This window comes from Paenibacillus amylolyticus (assembly GCF_047302515.1).
GTDB classification, from domain to species: Bacteria; Bacillota; Bacilli; order Paenibacillales; family Paenibacillaceae; genus Paenibacillus; species Paenibacillus amylolyticus_G.
The window spans coordinates 3,176,043-3,197,762 of the sequence record NZ_CP168019.1; the positions used below are offsets into that span (position 1 = coordinate 3,176,043).

Genomic DNA, 21,720 nt, shown 5'->3' on the forward strand with positions numbered 1-21,720 from the left:
GATCTGCGAATATTACGCGCTTTTGCTCACTTCATTCTTGCCCATTCCATTGTAACATTAATTATTACAGTTTCAAACTTTAGTTATTCTCTTTATTACCACACTTGTGCAAAAAACATGCAAAAAAACGCCACCAGCTTTTGAACTGGTGACGTTTTTGATCTGACCTATTGCAGAAATATTGATTTATGGTGCACGTTTCGGTAACAACTTCACATACTCGTCAGACAGTTTCATCAGGCTGAGCACATGTTCATAATCGGAACGATACGGTTCCAAATCCGTTACCGGCTCGTATGTTTTCAGCGAATAGGCTGTTCCATCGTCAAAGCCCGCACCCGGGATAAACATGATGTCATTGTTAACAAATGAACCCGTCGGCAAATAATACCGGATACCGAAGGCATTGTGGTCCATGTTGAGCAGATCATGTCCGAAGGCAGTGAATTTCTCATCCTGGAGCGAAACGCCCATCAGATTCATAATCGTTGGCAACATATCCAACTGACCGCCTGGCTGCTCAATCACTTGTCCTTTGGTCTGTTTCGGCGTGTGGATCATGAACGGGATGTTGAATCGACTTACTTTACCGTCATACGGGACGCCCAGATTGGCCTGAATCTGCTGTGTAATCTCTTCGTCAGCAGGCAGACCAAAGTGGTCTCCGTAGAGCACTAAAGTAGTATTATCCCATAATCCGTTCGCCTTCAACTCATTAATAAGTTGACCAATGGCATAGTCCGTATAGTTGATTGCTTGTAGATAATCGTGAAGCAATTTGTTCGTGATGGTTGCTGGAATCGTGATCCGTGCACGATCAGCGGGAACCGTAAACGGCGAGTGGCTCGATGCCGTTATGAACTGAGCATAGAACGGCTGATTCGCAGCCTGATGCGCAGTCATTTTTTCCACACCTACACGGTACAACTCTTCATCCGATGGTCCAAAGTCATTGAATCTGTCATTCTCGAAGCTGGGCTTGTCGAAGTAACGAGTGAATCCGAGTGCCGGATACATCTTGTTCCGGTTCCAGAAGGTGACGTCATTGACGTGGTACGTCTCGGACTCATATCCCTCTTTTCCTAATAACTTCGGAAGACTCGGCAGTTCGCGGTCACTGTACCCTGCTGACATGGGAACAACTCCGGTTGGATAGATAGACGTATTCGACATGAACTCCGCGTCTGATGTGTTTCCCTGTCCGATCTGTTGGAAAAAATGAGAGAAATAATAGCTTTCTTTGGCCAGATCATTCAGTACCGGTGTTAATTCCTGACCGTCTAATGAAGCATTAATCGGGAAATTCTGAAAGGACTCCAGTTGCAGTACGATCAGATTGCTGCCTTTGGCCTGACCAAAATATTTGGCTTTCACAGCTGTGCCGTCACTTGGTGTATCCTGATACGGATACTGGCTAACCAGCTCATTAATCTTGGCAATGGTTTCGTTAATGTTGCCATTCGCAATGGCCTCATTTTCTTTGCTCGTCAGAATCGCTGACGATACCTGATAGTTCAGGAAACCGAGATTCTCGGCCCGCACCAGCTCGTTATCAATCGTTTCACCTTTGACAATAAAACTGCCAGACAGCACAATGCAGAATGCAGCCGTAAGCGCAACGCCGAGTTTGCCCCAGTAACGTCTGCGAATTCTGCCAAACGTCAAACCGCTATCGCGGTAACTGCTGTAGTTACGCCCGCCAGCACGTCTGCGCATAATCAACCATATTGGCAATGCCAGTACGATGTCTGCAAAAAACAGAAAGTGTTCCGGTCGCACCAGCGGTCCGATACTTCCCCGCACTTGGGCAACCTGCCCCAGCTCACTTAGCACGGTATAGGTAGGTACCGAACTGAAATGAACGTTATACAGCGTAGCCGCGAACAGAACCAGAGAAAACAGAATATTGAATCCTCCGTATACAGCTCGCTTCCAGCCTTTGGGCACGATCAGATCCAGCAGGCATACCAACGTTAATGCACCTAATGCGTCAGTTAACAGACCGATGCCGGACAGACCCTGGAAAAAGAAATACCGCAGTAGTGACAGCTTGAGCAGCATAAGAATGAATAACACGGCGAATAAGGTCCGTGATGAAGTTCGTTCATTTTTGGAATTATACATGGTCGCTTTCAACCCTTACCCTGAAATTTTACGTTCCTTTTACAAAACGCATATTTCAGTATAACAGTTTTCTGGTTGCTATTCCATGGAAGTTCCGTGTAGGACAGAGTGATTGTTACGCAATTGTAGAGATATCCGTGTTCTGCGTGTCCGCTCCCTCTCTCTGTCCCTTAATGGCTGCTTGTGCAGCAGCAATTCGTGCATAAGGGATCTGTTCAGGCAAACAGCTTACGTAATCCAGACCAATGCGGTGGCAGAACGTAATCGACTCCAGATCTATAACATTTTCTCCACAGATCCCTGTCTTCAGATGAGGTTTTCGAATTCGACCTTGGACTACCGCCATCTCAATCAGTTGTCCGACTCCCTCAATGTCCAGCACATGAAATGGATTATTCGTTACCGGACGAGAGTCCGTATCACGTTGAAGGAGAAGGAGCCGCTTCTCAGCTTCATGACGACTATATCCAAATGTCATCTCTGTCAGCTCATCCGTGCCAAACGAGAAAAAGTCAGCCTGGCGAGCAATGTGAGTCGCCGTCAGCGCCGCTCTCGGAGCTTCGATCATCGCCCCCACTCTATAGTGACAATGCCGCTTTTCCTCACCAAGCACTTGGTCAGCCACATGATCCACCAGATCTCTCATCACCTGAAGTTCATGCACATGACCGATCTGCGGGATCATAATCTCGGGACGTACCCACCAGCCTTGCCGGATACCTTTCACCGCTGCGCGGAATATCGCTTCCAGCTGCATATCAACGATCTCCGGGAACACCGTACTCAGCCGACAAGCCTGTTGCCCCAATGTCGGATTATGTTCATGCAATTCACTGACTCTGCGAATGACACGCTCCAGTTCCTCCAGTTCAATCTGATGGTCTTTTTGCTCCTGCCACTCCTCTGCTCGTAACCACTCACGTCGTTTCTCCAACACTCCCAGATCTGGTAGCAGTTCATGCAACGGCGAATCGAGCAAACGTATCGTTACCGGGTATCCATCCATCGCTTCAAATATCTGTTCAAAATCAGACTGCTGCATCGGCAACAGACGCTCCAAACCACGCCTGCGTTCGGATTCACTGTCTGCCAAGATCATTTTTTGTACAAATGGTAACCGCGCAGGTGATAACAGCATGTTCTCCGTCCTGCACAGACCTATTCCCTCAGCCCCTAGTAGCCGTGATGTCAGGGCATCCTGTGGTCGATCAGCATTGGCCAGTACCTTCAGCTCTTTCACTTCATCAGCCCAATTGAGCAGTAGTTGCAGATCTGCTGATAAAAGTGAACCTGAGTTGTTATAAGCTGGACACTCATCATTAGTTACTGGCTGGATCTGTATGGGCAGATGTCCATTGCTCGCTTCGCTGATAGAACTAGGATTGGTGTAAAGCTTCTGCACTTCCGTGATATGCGCAGGTTGGATGCGAAGAAGTGCATCCTCCTTGGTGATGAGTCCTTCATGGACAAAATCCACAGTACTCCTCAGTGTGGCTATGGAGGATAATCGTGCGGGCTGGGTCTGCACAACATACAACGCGCCGGATTTAATCACAAAGGTGATTTCCTGCACTTCTCCTTTATGCGTCTCCAGCTGGCTACCTATCTCCAGCAAACTTGTGTACAGCTCAGGTTCGTCATTCCGTAAACGCTCTAGGCCGTGATCTGTTTGGCTCGCGTTCCCGGTTGGGACGTATTGTCCTGTAATTCCCTTTTCACCTGTAAGTGGGTTACACGTATATATTGTTCCGGCCCCGCTTGATTCTCCACATTTTCCATGTATCATCGTCTGTATAAGGACAGGAGCGCTTTGCTCCGAAGAGATGTAATATGATTTACGCATGATCTCGTCCTGAGATCTGGATGCTTTAATACGCTGTGAATGATATACCGCACGTACTGCTTCTTTGAATTGAATTTGAACATCTTGTGGAAAAGGGTTACGCCCCTTCGCTTCAATTAGATATTTAAATTCCGTAATGGTTAATTCAAGTTCCACTTCATCCTGATCCTTGACATGACTCGATATCTCTGTGAAAAATTCAGACGGAATTGCATATACCAGCTGTCCATATTCCTCTAAGTAATCTAGATAACATTGGAGTGCATACAACCGATCACCGGTTTGACGTGCGAGTCCTTCCACAGTAATATCATTCAGACCAACATTGAGCAGTGATCGTGTCGCAGTTGCTGAGGCTCGATCCTGGTCCGTACGTACCGCGAGTAGTAGCGGATTCTCCGAATGTCCGAAGAACTTCCCGGTTTGCTGTTCCAGATGCCGGATCGCGTTAATAATCTCTTCCTCTCCTTCACCGGAAAGATGTCCAAGACGGGTACAGAACTCGCGACAGCATTCCGTTGTGACCACAAATCCGGCCGGGACAGACCACCCTGCATGGATTAGCTCTGCAAGATCAGCCCCTTTACTTACCATTAGCCCTTTCATCTCTGCCGTACCTTCTTCCAACAGAATTACCCGTTTTGTCATTACAGCTCTCCCATCCGCCATTCATGGCTATGCTTAAAGACTTCAAACCCTGCGTTACAGATCAGCCTTCACTCTAATGGTATGTCACAATCGTTCAGTCAAGGACATCCGCTTTTGCATTTTGTGCTCGTTATCCTGTTTTTTTGTAAACGCTACACTAAAATAAGATGAAACAAGCCTTTCGAGCAGTTGCATTGGCTCATTAATCACTGGGAAGCAAAAAGAAGCCCCTTCAGCTAAGCTGGAGGAACTTCACATTTTTTAGTATTCACTTACCTCAAACGTCAACACCCGATCAAACAGGATATAATCCTTCCGACTCTTAAATGGCCCTTTGTTGTTGTCGTGTTTATTGATCGCATACGATGCTTTTCCGCTTCCCGCTTGCTTGGCTTCATACCAGTCGATGAAATCATTTACTTCTTTCATGCTTAGGTCGAATTCTTTCTCCAAGCCCGTTGTCATGGTAACGACAAAGATGGCACGGTTAGTGGAAGGTTCCTCTGGTTGTTCCGGAGTTGTAGGTTCTTCTGGTTCTGGTGTGGTTGGTTGCTCTGCTTCAGGATCAACCTGACCGTTGCTCTCAATAATTGCCGAGGCTTCATTTGAATTAACACTTTCTCCAACAGGATTAACACCCGTCACTACGTAATAATAGGTGGTACCTGGAGTTACATCTAAATCTGTATAATTGGCCTTAGTTACTCCAGTTGCCAATGTTGTATATGGCCCATTTGCCGTAGTGGATCTTTTAATCGTGTAACTGGTTGCTGTCGTTACTTCATTCCAGGTCAATCCAATGGATGATTCATCTGCAGATGCTGCGAGATCTAATGGATTAGCTGGAGGTGTCATATTATACAGCTGAAACTCGGATACACTGACTGTCCTTGTATTGGAATAATTAAACAAGTTAACTTTTGCTATTCCTTTGTACGTTGTAGGAAGATAAATTAATCTTCCATCAGCCTGATTTGCTTTTACTGTGTACCAATACGTCGGTAAAATCGCCTTTCCAGTGGAATCGAATAATCCAATTGAAACATCAAAATCTGCTTTTACACGGATAGCATTCGCTGTAACTGTTCCATTAAAGATTCCAACTGCATGATCCACCGCTGTAGATGGCGTGTTCCATTTTTCTATAATCGCGCTTGTAGCTTCATTATTATCTGTTAATGCATATGTAAATTTACTCCCCTTGCTTTCAGTATCGCTAAGTGTCATTACCATCTTATCCATGAGCCCCCCGCTATAATCTACCGCAGCATGTACCCCTGAATTAGATGCAAAACCAATTGTAAAAATAAATGCTCCAAGAAATAATCCGACTTTCTTAAAAAATGTTGTTTTCACATGAATCCTCCTAAAGTGTTTATGTACAAACTCACTTTAGTGTACATAGGTTCATGTGTCTAAACATAAACTTGCTCATCTATAAAATTCAGCTAAATTCTTGAATTTTTATTTTTTTATTGGATATAAAAAAGCCCAAGAAGAATAAATCTCTCCTTGCGCTTCCAGATTGTAAATCTAATGAATTAGCTATTCCCATTCACCTTTTTTGATGTAAGTTGCATCATAAGCAACAATTACATTCGTTTTATTTGTTACCTTTTGTATATCATCGAACACAATTTCTTCTTCGCCGTAATCTACTAAACTCGAATCCACTTTCTCGAAGACCCCACAATCCTTTACATAAATTATATCTGGATGGTTAGAATCATATCGTAAGCTTTCAGGAAGATCTTCACCCGAAATTTCATGCGATTCGGCAACCGTGGTCGTCGATGTTGCTTTAGCAGGAATCATCCCAATAACAGCTACTACTAAAAGTAAGGCCCAGATTTTTTTCCGCATAGGAAGTTCCTTTCTTCATTTATATTTTCCTATATTATACATTAAAATGGAATGTTATAATATTTTCCTTTTCTCCGATGTTGAATCCAGCCTGTTTGTTATTCAAAACCCATCCATCAAGCAATAAACCGCTGTATATCCTCAATCTTGGGAATAATATGCGCGTCCCTAATTTCTTGAAAGGTTCGGACAACCTTGAACAATACCCGGTAGTAATCGATTTCGTTCAGCGCACCTGGCTAGTCAATATTTTTTCGCAGATGGCGAACAGAAATTTCACTAAAGACCGCCATATAAATGACGATCAGCCTTCTGATTATTGAAGTAGATACTTGAAAAATAAAACTGCACAAAGAACACCTATTATCAAAAATATAATTGCTGAGTTCCGATATTTCTTCCACATCCGAATGGCATTAGCAATATTTAGAATGCCTAGTGCAAGCATGTTAATACGAGAATCTACTTGAAACAAGTTATATACTAGCATAATGACAACTACTACCGAGGTACACCAGAACCATAATGGAATTTTATCCTTTATCATTGATCTGCTCCTTTAGTTTATATCCTATCTGTTATAATATATTCCTCAATCTAATTAAAATTCCTTTATTTAGTCTATTAAACAAGCAGATTATAGATTAACGAAAAGGATAATACCAGTAGATTCATAGAGTGCCCGTGAGTTACATCACAAAATTTTGATAGTTTTGAAAGTTATATGGTTTTCTTGATTTTTTCGAAAAACATCTCACAGACCATTCATTATCAAGCCATAAACCGCAATATATCCTCAATCTTCTTCCCATGAGAGATCACACCGTAGTTCATCCAAGACATAAAATCCACTTCATACACATTACCGCTCTTCACCGCAGGCAGACGTTTCCATTCATCCCTATCGAGCAGTTCGCGCTCCTCTCCAGGTTTAGCAGAATTTCCAGTGTCAAATGTAATCAACAAGTGATCCGCATTAAGCTGACTTAACTGGTCCAATCCAATGAAAATCCTCCGCTCGTGTCTTGTCCATTGCTGCACACGGGAGTGCGGAGTCAGTCCAAGATCCTGATAAATTACAGGTCCAACGTATCCCTGCCGATCCCCATAAAGAGTAATATCCAATGCAGATATACGCAAAAAAGCCACCGTCTGACCACGTAAAGATCGTGCTAACCGACCTTTGGCTTCCATTGCATTATCTTCATACTCACCAATTACATCTTGAACCCGATTCACTTTTCCCAATACATCGGCGGTCGATTTCAAAATGGAACGCCAATCCTCTCCCAGATGATCTACGTAAAATGTAGGTGCTACCTGCTCAAAGCGGTTCAGATTCCATCGATCATATCCCTTGTTCAACATGATAAAGTCCGGTATATTGCCCACATTAAATTGAGCATCCTGCTGGCTTACATCGAATTCGGGTACATCATCCAATCCCAAATAATGCTGTCTCCCCCAAGAATGATGGGAGCATTGAAGTACAGGTTTTACGCCAAGAGCCAACACAAAGTCCTCCAGATACGGAGCAAAGACACGAACCTCTTGACGGTGATGACGGCGGTATAACCCAGGTGAAATACCAGAGTATTGCTTAAATCGGCGACCAAAATAATACTCGCTGCTAAATCCCACATTCTGTGCAATTTCATGGATGCGATCATCCGTCAGCTGCAATAGTTGCTTCGAGCGTTCAAGCCGAACCGCATTTACATATTCAAGCGGGAGTTTGCCCGTAATCCTTTTGAATTGCCGAGTGTAGCTAGCTCTGGTAAGACCAATATCTGCCGCGAGCTCATCCACGGTTATCGTCTGATCGTAGTGGTCGCCAATATAACGAATTGAACTTTGAAGACGAGCACGGTCATCGGGTACCTCTGTTTTGGGGGCACTCTGGCGAATTAAGGCACGGAACCACTCCTGAAAACGAAGCTGTACCTCCCATTGCTCCAGCCAATCGCCAGTGACCTGTTGACGCAGTATTTGTTCCAAGGCTTCCAGACAAGAACTCCACGGACTGAAGCTGAGTTGCATAAGAGGTAATAATGTCGAAGAATCTGGACTTTGGAAAAGTTCCTGCTTCTCCTCCGTGTTTCTTCTAGACAAACCGTTCGAAGTCTCTTCTTTCAACTCAGCCACCATCAGATCAAGCTTATAGTATTGCAATTCATTTTCTGTCCAAGGCGAACCTTCTATTTTAACGGATGTTCCAGCCGGAACAAACATAATCATTCCTTTTTCCAGATGAGATTCCCGATCTGAGCAAACTATTGAACCTTTCCCAGACGTTACAACAAATATGGAGTGTGAAGTCGACATTCTGTATAACAAACGTTTATCGATATGAGACTTATGGTGATCTACGTATTCCATATGCTGAAGTGAGCATAGCCAGGGCTTGGGAATCAGTTGTATTATCGTGTGGCACATGTTCATCGTCCTTAACTGAGAATTATTATCATTTAAAATAGTGTATACGAAAAAAGAAAGCTCTTCAACCCTGACTGAAGAACTTTCTTTCTTATGAGATTATTCTTATGGAGTCATTTTTTCCAAGAGATCATCAATTTTCATGGAATTTGCCGTAATCGCACCTGATTGCCAATGTGATCTTTCCATGATGTACACCTGATTGTTCTTAACGGCGGGAAGAGATTTCCACAATTTGCTGTCAAGTACCTTCAAGGCTTCCTTGTTCTCGGGAGAAGACCATTCTCCATTGGAAGGGAAAATAATAAGATGATCCGCATCAAGTTGCGGAATGGCCTCTTCAGACAGAATTTCCTGATATTCTTCCATCTTGCTAACCAGAGGATGAGGTGTCAGACCAAGCTCCGAATAAATAAAGCCGGTAAATCGATTTTTAACACCGAACAACGCCAGTGTGTCATCGTTAACATTCAGCCGGACCACTGCGACTGTCTCGTCCCCGACTGATTCCTGCAGCTTCGCCTTGGCATCTGCAATCTTGGCCCCAAATGCGGCAGCAACTTCTTCACCCTTGTCCGGTTTACCTACAACATCGGCAATGGTTTTCAAAATTAGATTGGAGTCCTGCAGTACGCTCTCAGGCAAGCGATACGTTGGTGCCACCTTGGAATACATCTCATATTTCTCCATATCCACTCCACCATCTACAATGATGAGATCCGGATCATGTTCCAACAAAGCTTCAATACTGCCTGTGGTATCAAATTGCGGAACATCCAATTCTAAATAATCCTGTACACCCCACAACGGATGATACCACTGTACTACAGGTGTAATATCGAGCGCCTTCAGATAATCTTCCACATATATTCCAGCAATCCGCTGTGGCTGAACCGGAATCGTCACATCTCCAAATTCATCCTGAACAACCCGTGTCGCAGGCGCTGTCTCGGTTTCAGTAGTATTTTCTCCAGAAGCTGCACTTTCAGTTGCAGGAGTCTGTTCCGCATTCGTAGCGGTATTTGTACTACATCCTGAAATCACTAGACCCATGAGCAGTAATGTGATCGTCCACCCTTTGAAACCTTTAATAAAACCTACCATGATACCCTTCACCCCTATGTGATCTGTTGATGTAACCGTGAGAATGTTTTACATATAATGATTATCATTCTCATTAATTGCTTAGGTGAATTGTACCTCATGCTTCAGCCGACTCACAATATACATTTGATGCTATTTTTTTATACAAACGAAAACAACCATGTTCGTCCTCCCCCGCTTATCGCAGGGGCAACCGACCTTGACGATAACTCTCCAATAGCTGATCCACAAAGGAATCGTTCGCCGTACCCTGTAACAGTGCAGCACCAATTAAACCCATATCATCACTTACATACCCCGCTAACTCAGGTTCGCCGGTGAGAGCCAAGGTCTGTTTGAACGCCTGTTCCCTGCATGCGCGCAGCACCTCTTCTTCAGCCACAGCGGTATCTTGAGCCCATCGTTCAAAAGCTTGCATCCACTCGTCAGCAAATGCAGAGGCATCCCTTTCATCCAGGTAAACTTCCACATCCAATCCTTCGAATGTCTGCTGGGTCAGAATCCGTCCCTCGTTAAGATCCGCCAGCAGCTTCTCCACATCCGTTTTGCTCATTGATCTCTCCTCCAGTTCATCATCATGTCAGATACATCTCTGGTATAACAAAACGCTTCATCATTCGATTTGGATCGGCTGTAAAATGATCCAATTGAAGTTCCTCATATTCGCTAAGGATACTTTCAAAGATACCAGCGATCACACCACAATCTGCCAAAGCATTGTGCCTGTGAATTCCATCTGTATTCAGATCGTAATACCGAATCAAAAAATCCGTTGAGACGACCTCGGTAATTTCCGGATGAATGTAGGTGAACATCGCTTTTGTATCGAGTACCGGGTTAGTCAACATCGGGAGACTATACTCATCACAATGCCGCTTCAAGATGGGCAGATCATATTCATATCCTGCTTGTGTTACAAGCACATTATCCCCAATAAATTTCTGAAATTCCTGAAATGCTTCTACGAACGACGGAGCCTCTACCATATCCTCATTCGAAATGCCTGTTAATTTCGCCACAGCTTCTGGTATAGGTTTGTTTGCACGTGTAAGTGAAGAAAATGTTGTATTACACCGTTGACCTCTTTGGTAATACATCGCACCAAATTGAGTCACACTCTCCACCACAGGATTAATGCCTGTACCTTCGAGATCAAATATGCAGTACATTCTATCCTGTAATGAAGATACGCTTAGATTTTCAATAAAGTATGTATCAGGCAACAGCGTAATTTTCATCCGTTCAACTCACTCCTCTCTACTCTCATCACGGTTAATGCATTTCTCATTTTTAACTCTGTTACTCCCACAATCGGGTGACCTGGACCAACTTGCGCGTTCCATCAAACTGCAATTTAAAAATATCCGGCATCGTAGTACTCTCCCAAAAGTCATACCCGTAGGAAGAATCATAGTGTTGTAAAATAAGTGTCATTACATCTCCATGGGTTCCGATGACTACCTTGTGACCCACATGTTTATCCAGAATTTTCTCGATCACCGCTACTGCCCTTGAGCGAGCCTGTTCACCAGACTCCCCACCTGGATACGCATACGTAGGATCACGGTACAACCGCTGCTTGGCTTCACGAAAATTAGCATGCTTCACATCTGAACTCGACAACTGGCGTTCACGCAAATCTTCCTCTGTCACCACAATTCCACCTGACCGATCTGCCAGAATATGAATCGTATCTACCGCTCGTCTGTAAGGGCTAGAATAGAACAGTTGAATCTGCTCCCCATGGAGCAGACTGGCAACCGTTTCTGCATCTTGATGACCTTGCTCTGTCAGTCCACGCTCGCGTTCCTGTCCGTCAACATATCGAGACTCCGCATGTCTGACAAAATATAAAAACGTACTGGCTTCACTCATCATCCATCCGCCAACCCTTTTTTCTTCTCAATTACAATCAGGCAGGTACTGTCTGGCAAAGGCGCAGGTTCACCATTTTCCTCCATGAAGATCATTCGTTCTCCAAGTGCTTCCGTGTACCCCTCCTGAAGGAAATGTTCGAAAGTGATAATCTCGGCTTGTTCACCCAGCGCTTCTCGAATACAGTTCTCATAGGCTGTCGGCGTGAATATACCGAACTGTTCCTGGATTTCATGCACGTATGCCTCTTCACCCCACGTATAGGTATAGAGAAATTCCATCGCATCGTTAATCGGCATCTCTACTTCGTTGTCTGAGATCCGCTCATATTGAATTGCACGTCCCTGAAAATCCTCTGCATACCGCTCCAGCCAGCGCAACCCATCCGCTTCCAGGAAACGAATCCGGCGCTTCTGCGCCTCCGGCTCACTCATGATCCCATCCCGAATCAGAATTCGTCCCCCAGGTGACAGCACACGGAATGAACTTCTCAGCGCTGCTACAACCGTATCGGAATTAAATCTTCGACCGTCCAGTTCAATATATGAATATAATTCATGCAGAATGGATGAAAAAATAACCGTATCCACTGTGCCCGGCTGCACATATTGCTCCAGTTGCAGAGCATCGCCCTTCATCACTTGCCAGCGATGTCCCTCACGTTGTTTTTTGCGTTCCAGCGCTTCAATGACATTGGCTGAGATATCGATACCAATCGGCTCCACTTCCGGTTTTTCCTGCTCAATCAGATCCAGCAGAATTCCTCCACCTGGACCAATATCCAGTATTCGTTTACCAACGATATATTCGAGCAGTACTTTTTTGTAATCACCGGAGCTGTTCATATCGGACAAATACGTCTCTTCGTTATGGAAACGATCATACGCATCCCGGCGTAATCCGAACAGGTCAAATAACAGCAGTACAGCCTTCTCGTATAACGGCGACTTTTCCGCTTCAATACAGAATGCAATCAGCTTCTCAGCCGCTGGAGAAAATTCAAAGGTCACGAATAATGTATCCGGCAGATCCGCATGACGCTCAATGCGATGGGTTAGATGGGGATAGACGATCTGCTCTCCTGACACAATCTGTTCCCACGAATACTGTTCCAAATATTTTTCAATCATTCGTTTCTTGTAAATATTGAGCTTCTTGACGCCCCTGTAGTCGTAATACATCGTATTCATCAATGGTTCGAAGCTGATATGGCGAACGATTTCAGATCGACTCTCCATGGATGTTGGATGCATGCTCTCGCTGCGAAGCGTCAACAGGAACACTTTCACCATCTCCTGCAACGAAAAATCCTGCATGGCCGATTCCACATACCATAATGTGCGATGAGCGAGCGGAGCCAGCGCCTGTTCTACATCCAGTTCCGTTTGGAGCTTGGCGTAAGCCGTATCCATAGCTTCTCCCTGCCGAATGGATGAACTTCTTAAGCGGGATAACCGTTCCTTCACGCTCCAGTCCTCATGATCCGGTCCAACGATAATCCAGCCTACAATGCGCTGCACCTCAGCCTGAACCTGATTCCATAACGCTGGATCAACACCTGCAATAATGCACACATTTAATGCCATCAGTATGGTGTGCAATTCATCTGTAGTAAGCCATCCTTTGACGATCAAGGCGTGGAGCGAAGCATTCTCGGCAAATGGAATCTCACCCCGTATGTATTGACCAATAAGTCCATGTGTAGCAATTAGAGTACGTATAATCTCCTGCCTTGGAGTGTGTGTATTCAGCGCATCATGCTCGCTTATATCCGCATTGTTACTTAGAGCACCACTCGGAGAACCAAGTTGATATATACTCGTCTCCTTGGTCTTATCGATGTCATTATCCAGGTGCTCTGCGCCTGCATATAGATCATATAGCTGAGCGGACCCCACATTGTGTACAAACAAGTTAACGCCCTGCTTTTGCCATACCCGCCGCTGCTCCAATGATCCGGCCTTCGCCGTCTCTGACCAGATTAAGACTTCCTCCAGAATTTCTCGCACCCAAAAAGAAACCTGAAGCTTCTCCAGCACATGCAGTGTACGCTCGGTGTAATCCAGCACCGGATTTGTGCCCTCAAGTTCGGCGATGGAATGAATGCGTTCGAGGTTAATATGGGGCTTCTCTGCTGCTGCCAGCAGTTGCAGCCATTGCTGCTGGGCTTCCGGCGTGTTACCTGACTTGTATGATTGTATGGCCTTTAATGAATGCAGCATGAATATGTCCCCTCTCTTTCTCTACCCTTATATATAAAATCATTAGATTCGTCTATAGATGTTGAACTAATCATTAACACGATAACGGAGAGGACAGAAAAAACCTTAAAAAGCGAAGCGCTCGCCTTTATCCCCGGATTTTCCCCTTCGGAAAAGGGAATCAAAAAAATCTGGGGATAACAGCGATTGAAAGGTTATTCTGTCATCGTAGTGTCAGTGTAAATAATATGTAATTCAACTTTTATAACCGACGAATTCGTTCCTGAACAAACTTGAGCAGCTCTCTCTTGAGCGGGCAAATCCTCGTCTAGACGCGCGGCAGCAACTGGCAGCATCCAGGACTCTATTGCTTCACGTGTAATCCCGGAAAGTTGCATATAATGATGGATGTAATATTCGACCAGCGATTCACGAACCGTTTCAAAACCCATTCGTATAGCAGGCTCTGTATCTTCCGGCAATGTGCCGCTCATTAATATTACCCAGCTTTGAGCCATATCACCCGCAGGATCTCCCGCCATACCAGTCATCCAATCGATGACCCTATATGGATCGCCGCCCTCACTGAGCATAACATTATCAGGGTGAAAATCGCCATGACAGATCTGCTGTTAATCAGGCAATATTTTATTCTTTCTGGACTGCTTAGAGTGGAAAATCCATTCTATATAACTTCATAATGTGCTCGTTCGAATAGGCATAGATTTCCGCAGTTCTTCCCTGACCGATTCGTTCCATATTTACCCTCCGAACTCACTGCCTCTGACTTTGGAGAAAACCATACAATCAACCAGCGTACCTGTGCTGTCACGTCTCATCTTGCGCAGTATACCTTCCAGCGTATAACCCGCTCGTTCGGCAACTTTGGCACTTCGCACATTGCGGGCATCACAGCGGATCTCCAGCCGGTTCGCCTCCAGATGAGTAATGGCAAATTGCTCAATGCCTCTCACCGCTTCCGTCATCAAACCCTCACCAGCTCGCGATGTTCGAATCCAGTAACCGATCTCAAAACAGCGTGCATTCCAGTCAATGCGATGTAACCCACTGCTACCTACGAAATCATCCGTATGTCTATCACGCAAATGTAACATCATGTCGGTACGTTCCAGATATTGCAGCCTTGCTTTGCGAACAGTCACTTCAGACTCTTCCAATGAAGGGATTTTCTCGGCAAAAGGTAACCACAACCGCAGCTGCTCCGCACTCTCACGGACCGCCTCATTAACGGCTGCGCCATCCCCCCACTGTGGTGCTCGAATCGAGAGGCGTTCCGTATGGAAGCTCTCGGGTATCGTTAACATGATCGGATTAAATGAAGACGATTCTGTCATCGTTATACCTACTCCTCTACCTGAAATATGGAATCAATGATCAGCGGCAAATTATCCCTCACAGATACGGCACCGAATACCGAACGGGCGTGTACCCCCTGATCCCCGAATACCTCCATCATCAGATCCGAGAATCCATTTAGCACTTTATGATGCTCCTGGTACGAAGCGGACGCATTGATGAATCCCTGCACTTTAACCACTCTCTTCACCCGATCCAGTGAACCCAACACATCTCGAACGACAGCAAGCACCTCCAGTCCAGCATTCCGGGCAAAATCATACCCCTGCTCTGTTGTGAAGTCTGATCCCAGTTTGCCGCGTTCGGAGGTATCCGGTCCTTTCCCGGATACATACATAATTCCATTCACAATAACGGCATTGGCGTATTTCGCTGCGGGGGCACTGGCCTGTGGCAAAATGATCCCCAGTTCATTTAATCTCGCTTCAATCATCGTATATTCTCTCCCTCTTTTATGGTCCTCACGGAACCCGATTCCTTGTATTCCTGTCTATAAACTCTTGGTGATACCTGAACGGTACGTTTGAACATCTTGCCAAAATGAGAGAAGTTACTGAACCCCGCAAGCCAGGCGATGTCCGTAATGGATTCTTCACTTTCTCGCAGTAAACGTTGTGCTTCCTTCACCCGTAACAGATTCAGATAATCACTGAAGGTAAATCCCGTCGTTTGTTTGAACAATCGACTCAGATAATGCGGACTAATGCGAAACATGCCCGCCACCTCCGGTAATGTCAGTGGTTTCTGATAGTTCTCATTCAGATAGCGCACTACTGCCTGTGTCTTGGGATGAAGAACCGGCTCACGATCATCGGAGCTTAACCTGCCCAAGTGTTGATTACGATAGGCATGCAGCAACAATTCAATAGCCCGGTGACGAAGCAGCAGGTTGCTTCCAGGTTGAGGACGAAGCATTTCATCCACCATTTCGCTAACCATCCGCTCCAAAACCTCCGTGACCTGTGAAGGAAATCTTACAATGGGAATCTCCCAACAGAAGGGTTCCTTCAAGGCTTCAACTAACTCGGGGGAAATAGCTATGGCAGCAAAAAGCTCCGGCTTCAAATATAGCACCATCCGCTCATGGTCGGGCATACCGCTCTCCAATGTCTTGTGAACCGTATTACGGTCAACAAACACCAGATCACCAGCCTTTACCCGGTAGGTCCGGTCCTTAATGAAATAGATACGCTCACCAGACAAAAGGTAATATAACTCATAATGATCATGCAGATGGTCATCCGTCATCGAGAAATATCCAATGCGACGATCATATTCGATGTGCAGTAAATCCGTGGGATCATGAAAATCTGCACTGAAAGGTTCTGTCATGGCGCCCTCTCTCCTTTCCATAAATTATAGCAAAATATGCGGCATTTGAAAGCGGTTACGCATAAAATGCGGCGAAAGAAGTACTCCCTTGTTATAGTCTAGAGCTATATTCAAGGAGGCGATAGACATGAGTAACAAGAAACGTTATGTATTAGTCGGAACCGGCGGCCGTGCCGAATTTTTTTATGGTGCTTTGACCCGGGATTACAGGGATACATCCGAGCTTGTCGGCTTTTGTGATATAAATCAAGTCCGTATGAACTACGCGAATCAACTGTTGAAGGAAAAGTACGAGTATCCTGAGGTACCCACTTATCCTGCAGATCAGTTTGATCAGATGATTGAGAACGAGAAGCCTGACTATGTCATCGTAACGAGCGTTGACCGTACCCATCACAAGTACATCATTCGTGCGATGGAACTGGGTTGTGACGTTGTCACCGAAAAACCGATGACGATCGATGAGGAGAAATGTCAGGAGATTCTGGATGCTGTCAAGCGGACTGGCCAGAACGTCAGAGTCACCTTTAACTACCGTTATGCACCGCACCATACTAAGATTCGGGAACTTATTCTGAATGATACCATAGGGAAAGTCACTTCCGTTCACTTTGAATGGCTGCTGAATACCCGCCACGGGGCAGATTATTTCCGCCGTTGGCATCGGGACAAGCGTAATAGCGGCGGACTGCTTGTGCACAAATCCACCCATCACTTTGATTTGGTGAATTTCTGGATTGGCTCGCAACCGGATACCGTGTTTGCATTTGGTGATCTGATGTATTACGGCAGAGAAAACGCAGAAGAACGCGGTGTAACGCAGTTCTACAATCGAGCAACCGGCAACCCGATCGCAAAGGATGATCCTTTTGCACTGCATTTGGATTCAGACGCACATATGAAGTCCATGTATCTGGATGCCGAATCAGAAGATGGTTATCAGCGGGATCAAAGCGTATTTGGGGATGGCATCAACATTGAGGATACAATGGGTGTTCTTGTGAAGTATCGGAACAAAGCCATTCTGACCTACTCCCTCGTTGCCTACCAGCCATGGGAAGGTTACCGCATTGCCATTAATGGCACCAAAGGCCGGATTGAAATGAACATTGTGGAGCAATCCTATGTCAATTCATTGGGTGACAAAAGTAAAGAAGGTGCATTAATCGGTAAAACGTTGCGGGTTCTTCCAATGTTTGATGCGCCATATGAGGTTGAAGTGGAAGAGAAAGCAGGTGGACATGGCGGAGGTGACCCGGTTCTGCTGAATGATCTGTTTGGAGAGCCTGTAGAAGATCCGTTCCATCGTGCTGCTAACCATGTGGACGGTGCCAGATCCATTCTGACGGGTATTGCTGCCAATCGCGCCATCGCCACGGGTTTGCCTGTCAATGTCAATAATCTGGTTCGTTTCTAAGTCTCCCAGGTCTGCACTACATTATTAATTTCATTATAAAGGCTGCGCATATCACGCAGTCTTTTTTATATTTTTATAATTAATCTGCACGTCGACTCGGTAGAAGGAGGAAATCTATGTTCTTCTCTTTAAAAAACCGCCTGATTGCCTTTATCGTTGTCCTGTTTGTCCTCGCTTTTGGCACACTCTCCTACCTGCTCTTTAAGGAATCACGCACGGTCATTCGCTCTTACATCGAATCCTCTGCTCTTGAGAAAATGGAGGAGTACGGTTCATATGTAGACATGGTACAGATGCAGATCTATGATGTCGCCTCTCTTGTTTTCAATAGTGATATGGGCAAAAACTGGGATAATGCGATCGGAGATTCGAACCTTTCGGAAGGAGAAAAGATGCTGGCCAACCTCGCGATGAGCCGTTTTCTCACCCAAGCAACCAACAGTTACACCAGTATCTCAGATGTATCCATCTATCGACGGAATGGACTGCGAATTGGCAGCGAGAATCAGGTAACATATGACCGTGCCTTTGTACAAGAATCCTGGTATACGAATTTCTACACGTTGGGAGAACGCTGGTTACCTGCACACACCGATCAACATGAACGTGTCAGAGATCATGGTAATCCGGTGGTCAGTCTGCTGATGCCCATTGGCACCTTTCATCATGCTACAGCGCAGAGTGTCATGAAGGTAAATGTCAGTGAATCCTATTTTCTGGAGCCGCTCCGGCGCATACATCTTGCGGAGAGTAGCACTATTTTTCTACTGGGCGAGCAAGGAAATCCTATTCTGTCACAACAGGTAGACACGTTGGGTGCTGTAGCTACCGCAGAGATCGATCGTTTTCGAAACAGCCCGCTCAAATCCGGTGTAGCATACCTCACAAACCAGGAAGGACAGCGAGACATTTTTGTATTCAAGAAACTGGGACGTACCGGCTGGATGTTGGCGGGTCTTGCACCTGAAAAGGAAATGTACCTCTCTCTCCATAAACTCCAAAGCACAATTATGGTGGTGACGATTGCCCTGATTCTGGTCTCCCTCTTGGCTGCTGCATGGCTATCTCATGGCGTAACCAAACCTTTGACCAGACTGGTTCTGGCGATGAGACAGGTTCAACGAGGGGCTTTTGACCAAGCGGATTCACTTCTGCCTCCAGATAAAAATGTAAAGAGTGAGATCAGTTATGTGATCTTCACCTTCCGTTATATGATCAGTCAGCTGCGGCAGCATATCCAGAATGAATTTGAACTGAAACTGCTTCGCCAGCAAGCAGAGTACAAAGCACTTCTTATACAGATTAATCCACATTTTATGTTTAACACCCTGGAGCTGGTGAGCAGCCTTGCCATTCAACGTAGAACGGATGATACGGTTCAGGTCATTGAGGATTTGGGTAAAATGATGCGCTTTTCTATCAACACCAATGACGACCGTGTTCCCCTAACCGAAGAGCTGGATTATGTACAGCGTTATATCTCCATTTTGCAGACTCGTTTCGGTCATAAACTCGACATTTCGGTAACGTTGGAAGGTACACTGAACTCCGTCGTCATCATCAAGTTTATTCTTCAACCACTTATTGAAAATGCAGTGAAATACAGCTTCCAGCATCAGACGACAGCTCAGGTACAGATACGGATCAACCGGATGTATGATCGTCTGCACATTAGCGTTTCAGACAACGGACCAGGTATTCCAGCAGAAATAATCCACAAGTTGCAACATCCCGTAGCTCCCCCCTCATTGGAATCCATATTGCATAACGAAGGCTGGCATATTGGACTGGGCAATGTCATTGCTCGTTGCCGTCTGCATTATGGTGCCTTGTTCACTGTTCATATGGAGAACGATGAAAGCGGAGGCGCATGTATTGAACTGACTCTACCCGTACAGGAGGAATATGATGTACAACGTATTAATCGCAGATGACGAGATCGAAGTTCGCGAAGGGTTAAAATTGAAAGTCGATTGGTATGGCATGGGCTTTGTCATAACAGGAGAAGCCTCTAACGGAATCGAAGCGGATGAACTTTTGAAATCTGAACATTTTGACTTGCTGATTACCGATATGAATATGCCTGTCATGGACGGTGTCCGATTACTGGATGTCTGCCGCAGTTATAATCCTTCTATCCAGATTGTCATAATCACGGGTTATGAAGATTTTCAATATGCCAGAGCGGGTGTCCGCAGCCAGGTCATGGATTATTTACTGAAGCCTGTAGCCCGGGATGAACTGAAAGCGACATTAGGCAAAATCAAAGCGGATCTGGATGATCAACGTAAAGTACGAGGCGATTCCGAATTGATGCAATGGCGATTCTCTCAGTATTACCGGGAAATGAAGGAACGTTTCCTTCTTGATCTCGTCAAAGGTAACCGCCTACCGCCTTCCTCAATGCCAGAACGGCTGAGATTGTTCCATCTCGAATCATGGCAGGATCAGAAGGTCTGTTTCATCACGGCGAGTATAAGTCAATCGGACAAGCAGGCTATTCGAAAAGATCGCTTACACGAGCAGATGCATCTTCCTTTCGAAATGGTATGTTATGAAATCGCCCAGTCGGAATCAGATAACGTCCAGGTTTTTCATGATTCGGCACACGCAGGTATCATGCATTTCATGGTACAAGACGGTATGCAGCACGAATTCATCCAACAGCTCGCGGGACATACGGCATCTGTTTTTTCCATGGAACTCAAGATTGGGGTCGGACTTTCTGATTCTGGACTTGAGCACTGGAAAGAAGGTTATATCCATTCCCTTCTGGCTTGGAATTCAGCTGAACGGGCTGGCAACACTCCGAATCCTCGGGCAGGAACAGACTATAGTCCATTACTGCCCGAGGAAACTACCCGAACGCTGCATCGTTGTCTCATTCGTGGGGAACTGGACTCCTTCCGCAGCATCATCCGTAAGGAACTTCACGAGGCATTCCAGCTCTCTCCCTCCCGAATGACGCGAAGCATTTTGCAAATTTCACTGTTGATGGATTGTCCTATGGCCCCGGAATGGATACTGTGGCTCAAGACGCCAGATCAAGCAGAACGCTTATTAATGCAATGGGCTCAAGACTTCCTGGGTCGACAACTCCCTTCAGAAGATGGGGATGGGACGGTTATAGACTTAGCCAAGCGATATATCGAGGAGAACTACATGCAGGTGCTAACGTTGACGTTACTCGCTGAACGATTTAACTATTATCCTACCTATTTCTCCGAATTGTTTAAGGAAGGTGCCGGTACCTCTTTTATTCAATATGTGACGGGTGTTCGGATGAAACACGCCTTGCAACTGCTGAAGGAAACCCAATTAACCGTATGGGATATTACTGAACTGACCGGTTTCAGTTCGCCAAGTTATTTCAGTTCGAAATTCAAAAGAATGTTCAACATGAGTCCGTCAGACTATCGCTTGCTGCATTCCGAAAAAATCGATAGCCATGATCCGAAGAAATGAGATTCAAGCTTCTCCCCTTCCCCGGTATGATGTGG

General features: G+C 45.4%; 17 protein-coding genes. 3 read left to right on the forward strand and 14 right to left on the reverse strand.

What is annotated here, in order from left to right; all coding sequences use genetic code 11:
* Window positions 1-186 precede the first annotated feature (186 nt).
* The 14 genes from ACDJ59_RS13390 to ACDJ59_RS13455 form a co-directional block, all read right to left on the reverse strand.
* The gene (locus ACDJ59_RS13390) at window positions 187-2,124 is read right to left on the reverse strand and encodes an LTA synthase family protein (protein ID WP_413409391.1); all 1,938 of its coding nucleotides are present in this window, start codon (window positions 2,122-2,124) and stop codon (window positions 187-189) included.
* 115 nt (window positions 2,125-2,239) lie between these two features.
* Window positions 2,240-4,615, reverse strand: a complete 2,376-nt coding sequence (locus ACDJ59_RS13395) for a putative PEP-binding protein (RefSeq protein WP_413409394.1) — start codon at window positions 4,613-4,615, stop codon at window positions 2,240-2,242.
* Window positions 4,616-4,876: 261 nt separating this feature from the next.
* Window positions 4,877-5,971, reverse strand: coding sequence for a hypothetical protein (locus ACDJ59_RS13400; RefSeq protein ID WP_413409395.1), 1,095 nt, complete (start codon window positions 5,969-5,971; stop codon window positions 4,877-4,879).
* A 189-nt stretch (window positions 5,972-6,160) separates the two neighbouring features.
* Window positions 6,161-6,478: a hypothetical protein gene (locus ACDJ59_RS13405; RefSeq protein ID WP_413409396.1), complete on the reverse strand. Its 318-nt coding sequence runs from the start codon at window positions 6,476-6,478 to the stop codon at window positions 6,161-6,163.
* 771 nt (window positions 6,479-7,249) lie between these two features.
* On the reverse strand, window positions 7,250-8,920 hold the full coding sequence (locus ACDJ59_RS13410; protein WP_413409397.1) for a helix-turn-helix domain-containing protein: 1,671 nt from the start codon (window positions 8,918-8,920) through the stop codon (window positions 7,250-7,252).
* Window positions 8,921-9,019: 99 nt separating this feature from the next.
* Window positions 9,020-10,018 carry an ABC transporter substrate-binding protein gene (locus tag ACDJ59_RS13415; protein ID WP_413409398.1) on the reverse strand — a complete coding sequence of 333 codons (999 nt, stop codon included), beginning with the start codon at window positions 10,016-10,018 and terminating at the stop codon, window positions 9,020-9,022.
* A gap of 178 nt (window positions 10,019-10,196) precedes the next feature.
* A complete protein-coding gene (locus ACDJ59_RS13420; protein ID WP_413409399.1) occupies window positions 10,197-10,571 on the reverse strand; it encodes a hypothetical protein in 375 nt (124 codons plus the stop codon).
* Window positions 10,572-10,593: 22 nt separating this feature from the next.
* Window positions 10,594-11,256: a PolC-type DNA polymerase III gene (locus ACDJ59_RS13425; protein ID WP_413409400.1), complete on the reverse strand. Its 663-nt coding sequence runs from the start codon at window positions 11,254-11,256 to the stop codon at window positions 10,594-10,596.
* 61 nt (window positions 11,257-11,317) lie between these two features.
* Window positions 11,318-11,896: a histidine phosphatase family protein gene (locus ACDJ59_RS13430; protein ID WP_413409402.1), complete on the reverse strand. Its 579-nt coding sequence runs from the start codon at window positions 11,894-11,896 to the stop codon at window positions 11,318-11,320.
* On the reverse strand, window positions 11,893-14,115 hold the full coding sequence (locus ACDJ59_RS13435) for a class I SAM-dependent methyltransferase (RefSeq protein WP_413409403.1): 2,223 nt from the start codon (window positions 14,113-14,115) through the stop codon (window positions 11,893-11,895). Before ACDJ59_RS13435 ends, ACDJ59_RS13430 begins: the two co-directional genes overlap by 4 nt.
* A gap of 194 nt (window positions 14,116-14,309) precedes the next feature.
* On the reverse strand, window positions 14,310-14,720 hold the full coding sequence (locus tag ACDJ59_RS13440) for a phosphotransferase family protein (protein ID WP_413409806.1): 411 nt from the start codon (window positions 14,718-14,720) through the stop codon (window positions 14,310-14,312).
* A 135-nt stretch (window positions 14,721-14,855) separates the two neighbouring features.
* Complete coding sequence (locus ACDJ59_RS13445) at window positions 14,856-15,449, reverse strand: GNAT family N-acetyltransferase (protein WP_413409404.1); 594 nt, start codon at window positions 15,447-15,449, stop codon at window positions 14,856-14,858.
* Between the two features lie 8 nt (window positions 15,450-15,457).
* Window positions 15,458-15,904, reverse strand: coding sequence for a RidA family protein (locus ACDJ59_RS13450; protein ID WP_047842646.1), 447 nt, complete (start codon window positions 15,902-15,904; stop codon window positions 15,458-15,460).
* The gene (locus ACDJ59_RS13455) at window positions 15,901-16,803 is read right to left on the reverse strand and encodes a helix-turn-helix domain-containing protein (RefSeq protein WP_413409405.1); all 903 of its coding nucleotides are present in this window, start codon (window positions 16,801-16,803) and stop codon (window positions 15,901-15,903) included. Before ACDJ59_RS13455 ends, ACDJ59_RS13450 begins: the two co-directional genes overlap by 4 nt.
* A gap of 127 nt (window positions 16,804-16,930) precedes the next feature.
* Here ACDJ59_RS13455 and ACDJ59_RS13460 point away from each other — a divergent pair, with 127 nt between their 5' ends.
* From ACDJ59_RS13460 to ACDJ59_RS13470, 3 genes are all read left to right on the forward strand, one after another.
* Window positions 16,931-18,220, forward strand: a complete 1,290-nt coding sequence (locus ACDJ59_RS13460) for a Gfo/Idh/MocA family oxidoreductase (RefSeq protein ID WP_036670584.1) — start codon at window positions 16,931-16,933, stop codon at window positions 18,218-18,220.
* A 116-nt stretch (window positions 18,221-18,336) separates the two neighbouring features.
* A complete protein-coding gene (locus ACDJ59_RS13465; protein WP_413409407.1) occupies window positions 18,337-20,154 on the forward strand; it encodes a sensor histidine kinase in 1,818 nt (605 codons plus the stop codon).
* On the forward strand, window positions 20,129-21,685 hold the full coding sequence (locus ACDJ59_RS13470; RefSeq protein WP_413409409.1) for a response regulator transcription factor: 1,557 nt from the start codon (window positions 20,129-20,131) through the stop codon (window positions 21,683-21,685). Before ACDJ59_RS13465 ends, ACDJ59_RS13470 begins: the two co-directional genes overlap by 26 nt.
* The last annotated feature ends 35 nt before the right edge of the window (window positions 21,686-21,720 follow it).

What these genes read in the sequence shown, in the direction of transcription:
- ACDJ59_RS13415 (WP_413409398.1), bottom strand. Translation starts at nt 10,018, where the DNA reads ATGGTAGGTTTTATTAAAGGTTTCAAAGGGTGGACGATCACATTACTG.
- ACDJ59_RS13435 (WP_413409403.1), bottom strand. Translation starts at nt 14,115, where the DNA reads ATGCTGCATTCATTAAAGGCCATACAATCATACAAGTCAGGTAACACG.
- ACDJ59_RS13410 (WP_413409397.1), bottom strand. Translation starts at nt 8,920, where the DNA reads ATGAACATGTGCCACACGATAATACAACTGATTCCCAAGCCCTGGCTA.
- ACDJ59_RS13395 (WP_413409394.1), bottom strand. Translation starts at nt 4,615, where the DNA reads ATGACAAAACGGGTAATTCTGTTGGAAGAAGGTACGGCAGAGATGAAA.
- ACDJ59_RS13390 (WP_413409391.1), bottom strand. Translation starts at nt 2,124, where the DNA reads ATGTATAATTCCAAAAATGAACGAACTTCATCACGGACCTTATTCGCC.
- ACDJ59_RS13470 (WP_413409409.1), top strand. Translation starts at nt 20,129, where the DNA reads ATGTACAACGTATTAATCGCAGATGACGAGATCGAAGTTCGCGAAGGG.
- ACDJ59_RS13445 (WP_413409404.1), bottom strand. Translation starts at nt 15,449, where the DNA reads ATGACAGAATCGTCTTCATTTAATCCGATCATGTTAACGATACCCGAG.
- ACDJ59_RS13465 (WP_413409407.1), top strand. Translation starts at nt 18,337, where the DNA reads ATGTTCTTCTCTTTAAAAAACCGCCTGATTGCCTTTATCGTTGTCCTG.
- ACDJ59_RS13420 (WP_413409399.1), bottom strand. Translation starts at nt 10,571, where the DNA reads ATGAGCAAAACGGATGTGGAGAAGCTGCTGGCGGATCTTAACGAGGGA.
- ACDJ59_RS13450 (WP_047842646.1), bottom strand. Translation starts at nt 15,904, where the DNA reads ATGATTGAAGCGAGATTAAATGAACTGGGGATCATTTTGCCACAGGCC.
- ACDJ59_RS13405 (WP_413409396.1), bottom strand. Translation starts at nt 6,478, where the DNA reads ATGCGGAAAAAAATCTGGGCCTTACTTTTAGTAGTAGCTGTTATTGGG.
- ACDJ59_RS13425 (WP_413409400.1), bottom strand. Translation starts at nt 11,256, where the DNA reads ATGAAAATTACGCTGTTGCCTGATACATACTTTATTGAAAATCTAAGC.
- ACDJ59_RS13460 (WP_036670584.1), top strand. Translation starts at nt 16,931, where the DNA reads ATGAGTAACAAGAAACGTTATGTATTAGTCGGAACCGGCGGCCGTGCC.
- ACDJ59_RS13430 (WP_413409402.1), bottom strand. Translation starts at nt 11,896, where the DNA reads ATGATGAGTGAAGCCAGTACGTTTTTATATTTTGTCAGACATGCGGAG.
- ACDJ59_RS13455 (WP_413409405.1), bottom strand. Translation starts at nt 16,803, where the DNA reads ATGACAGAACCTTTCAGTGCAGATTTTCATGATCCCACGGATTTACTG.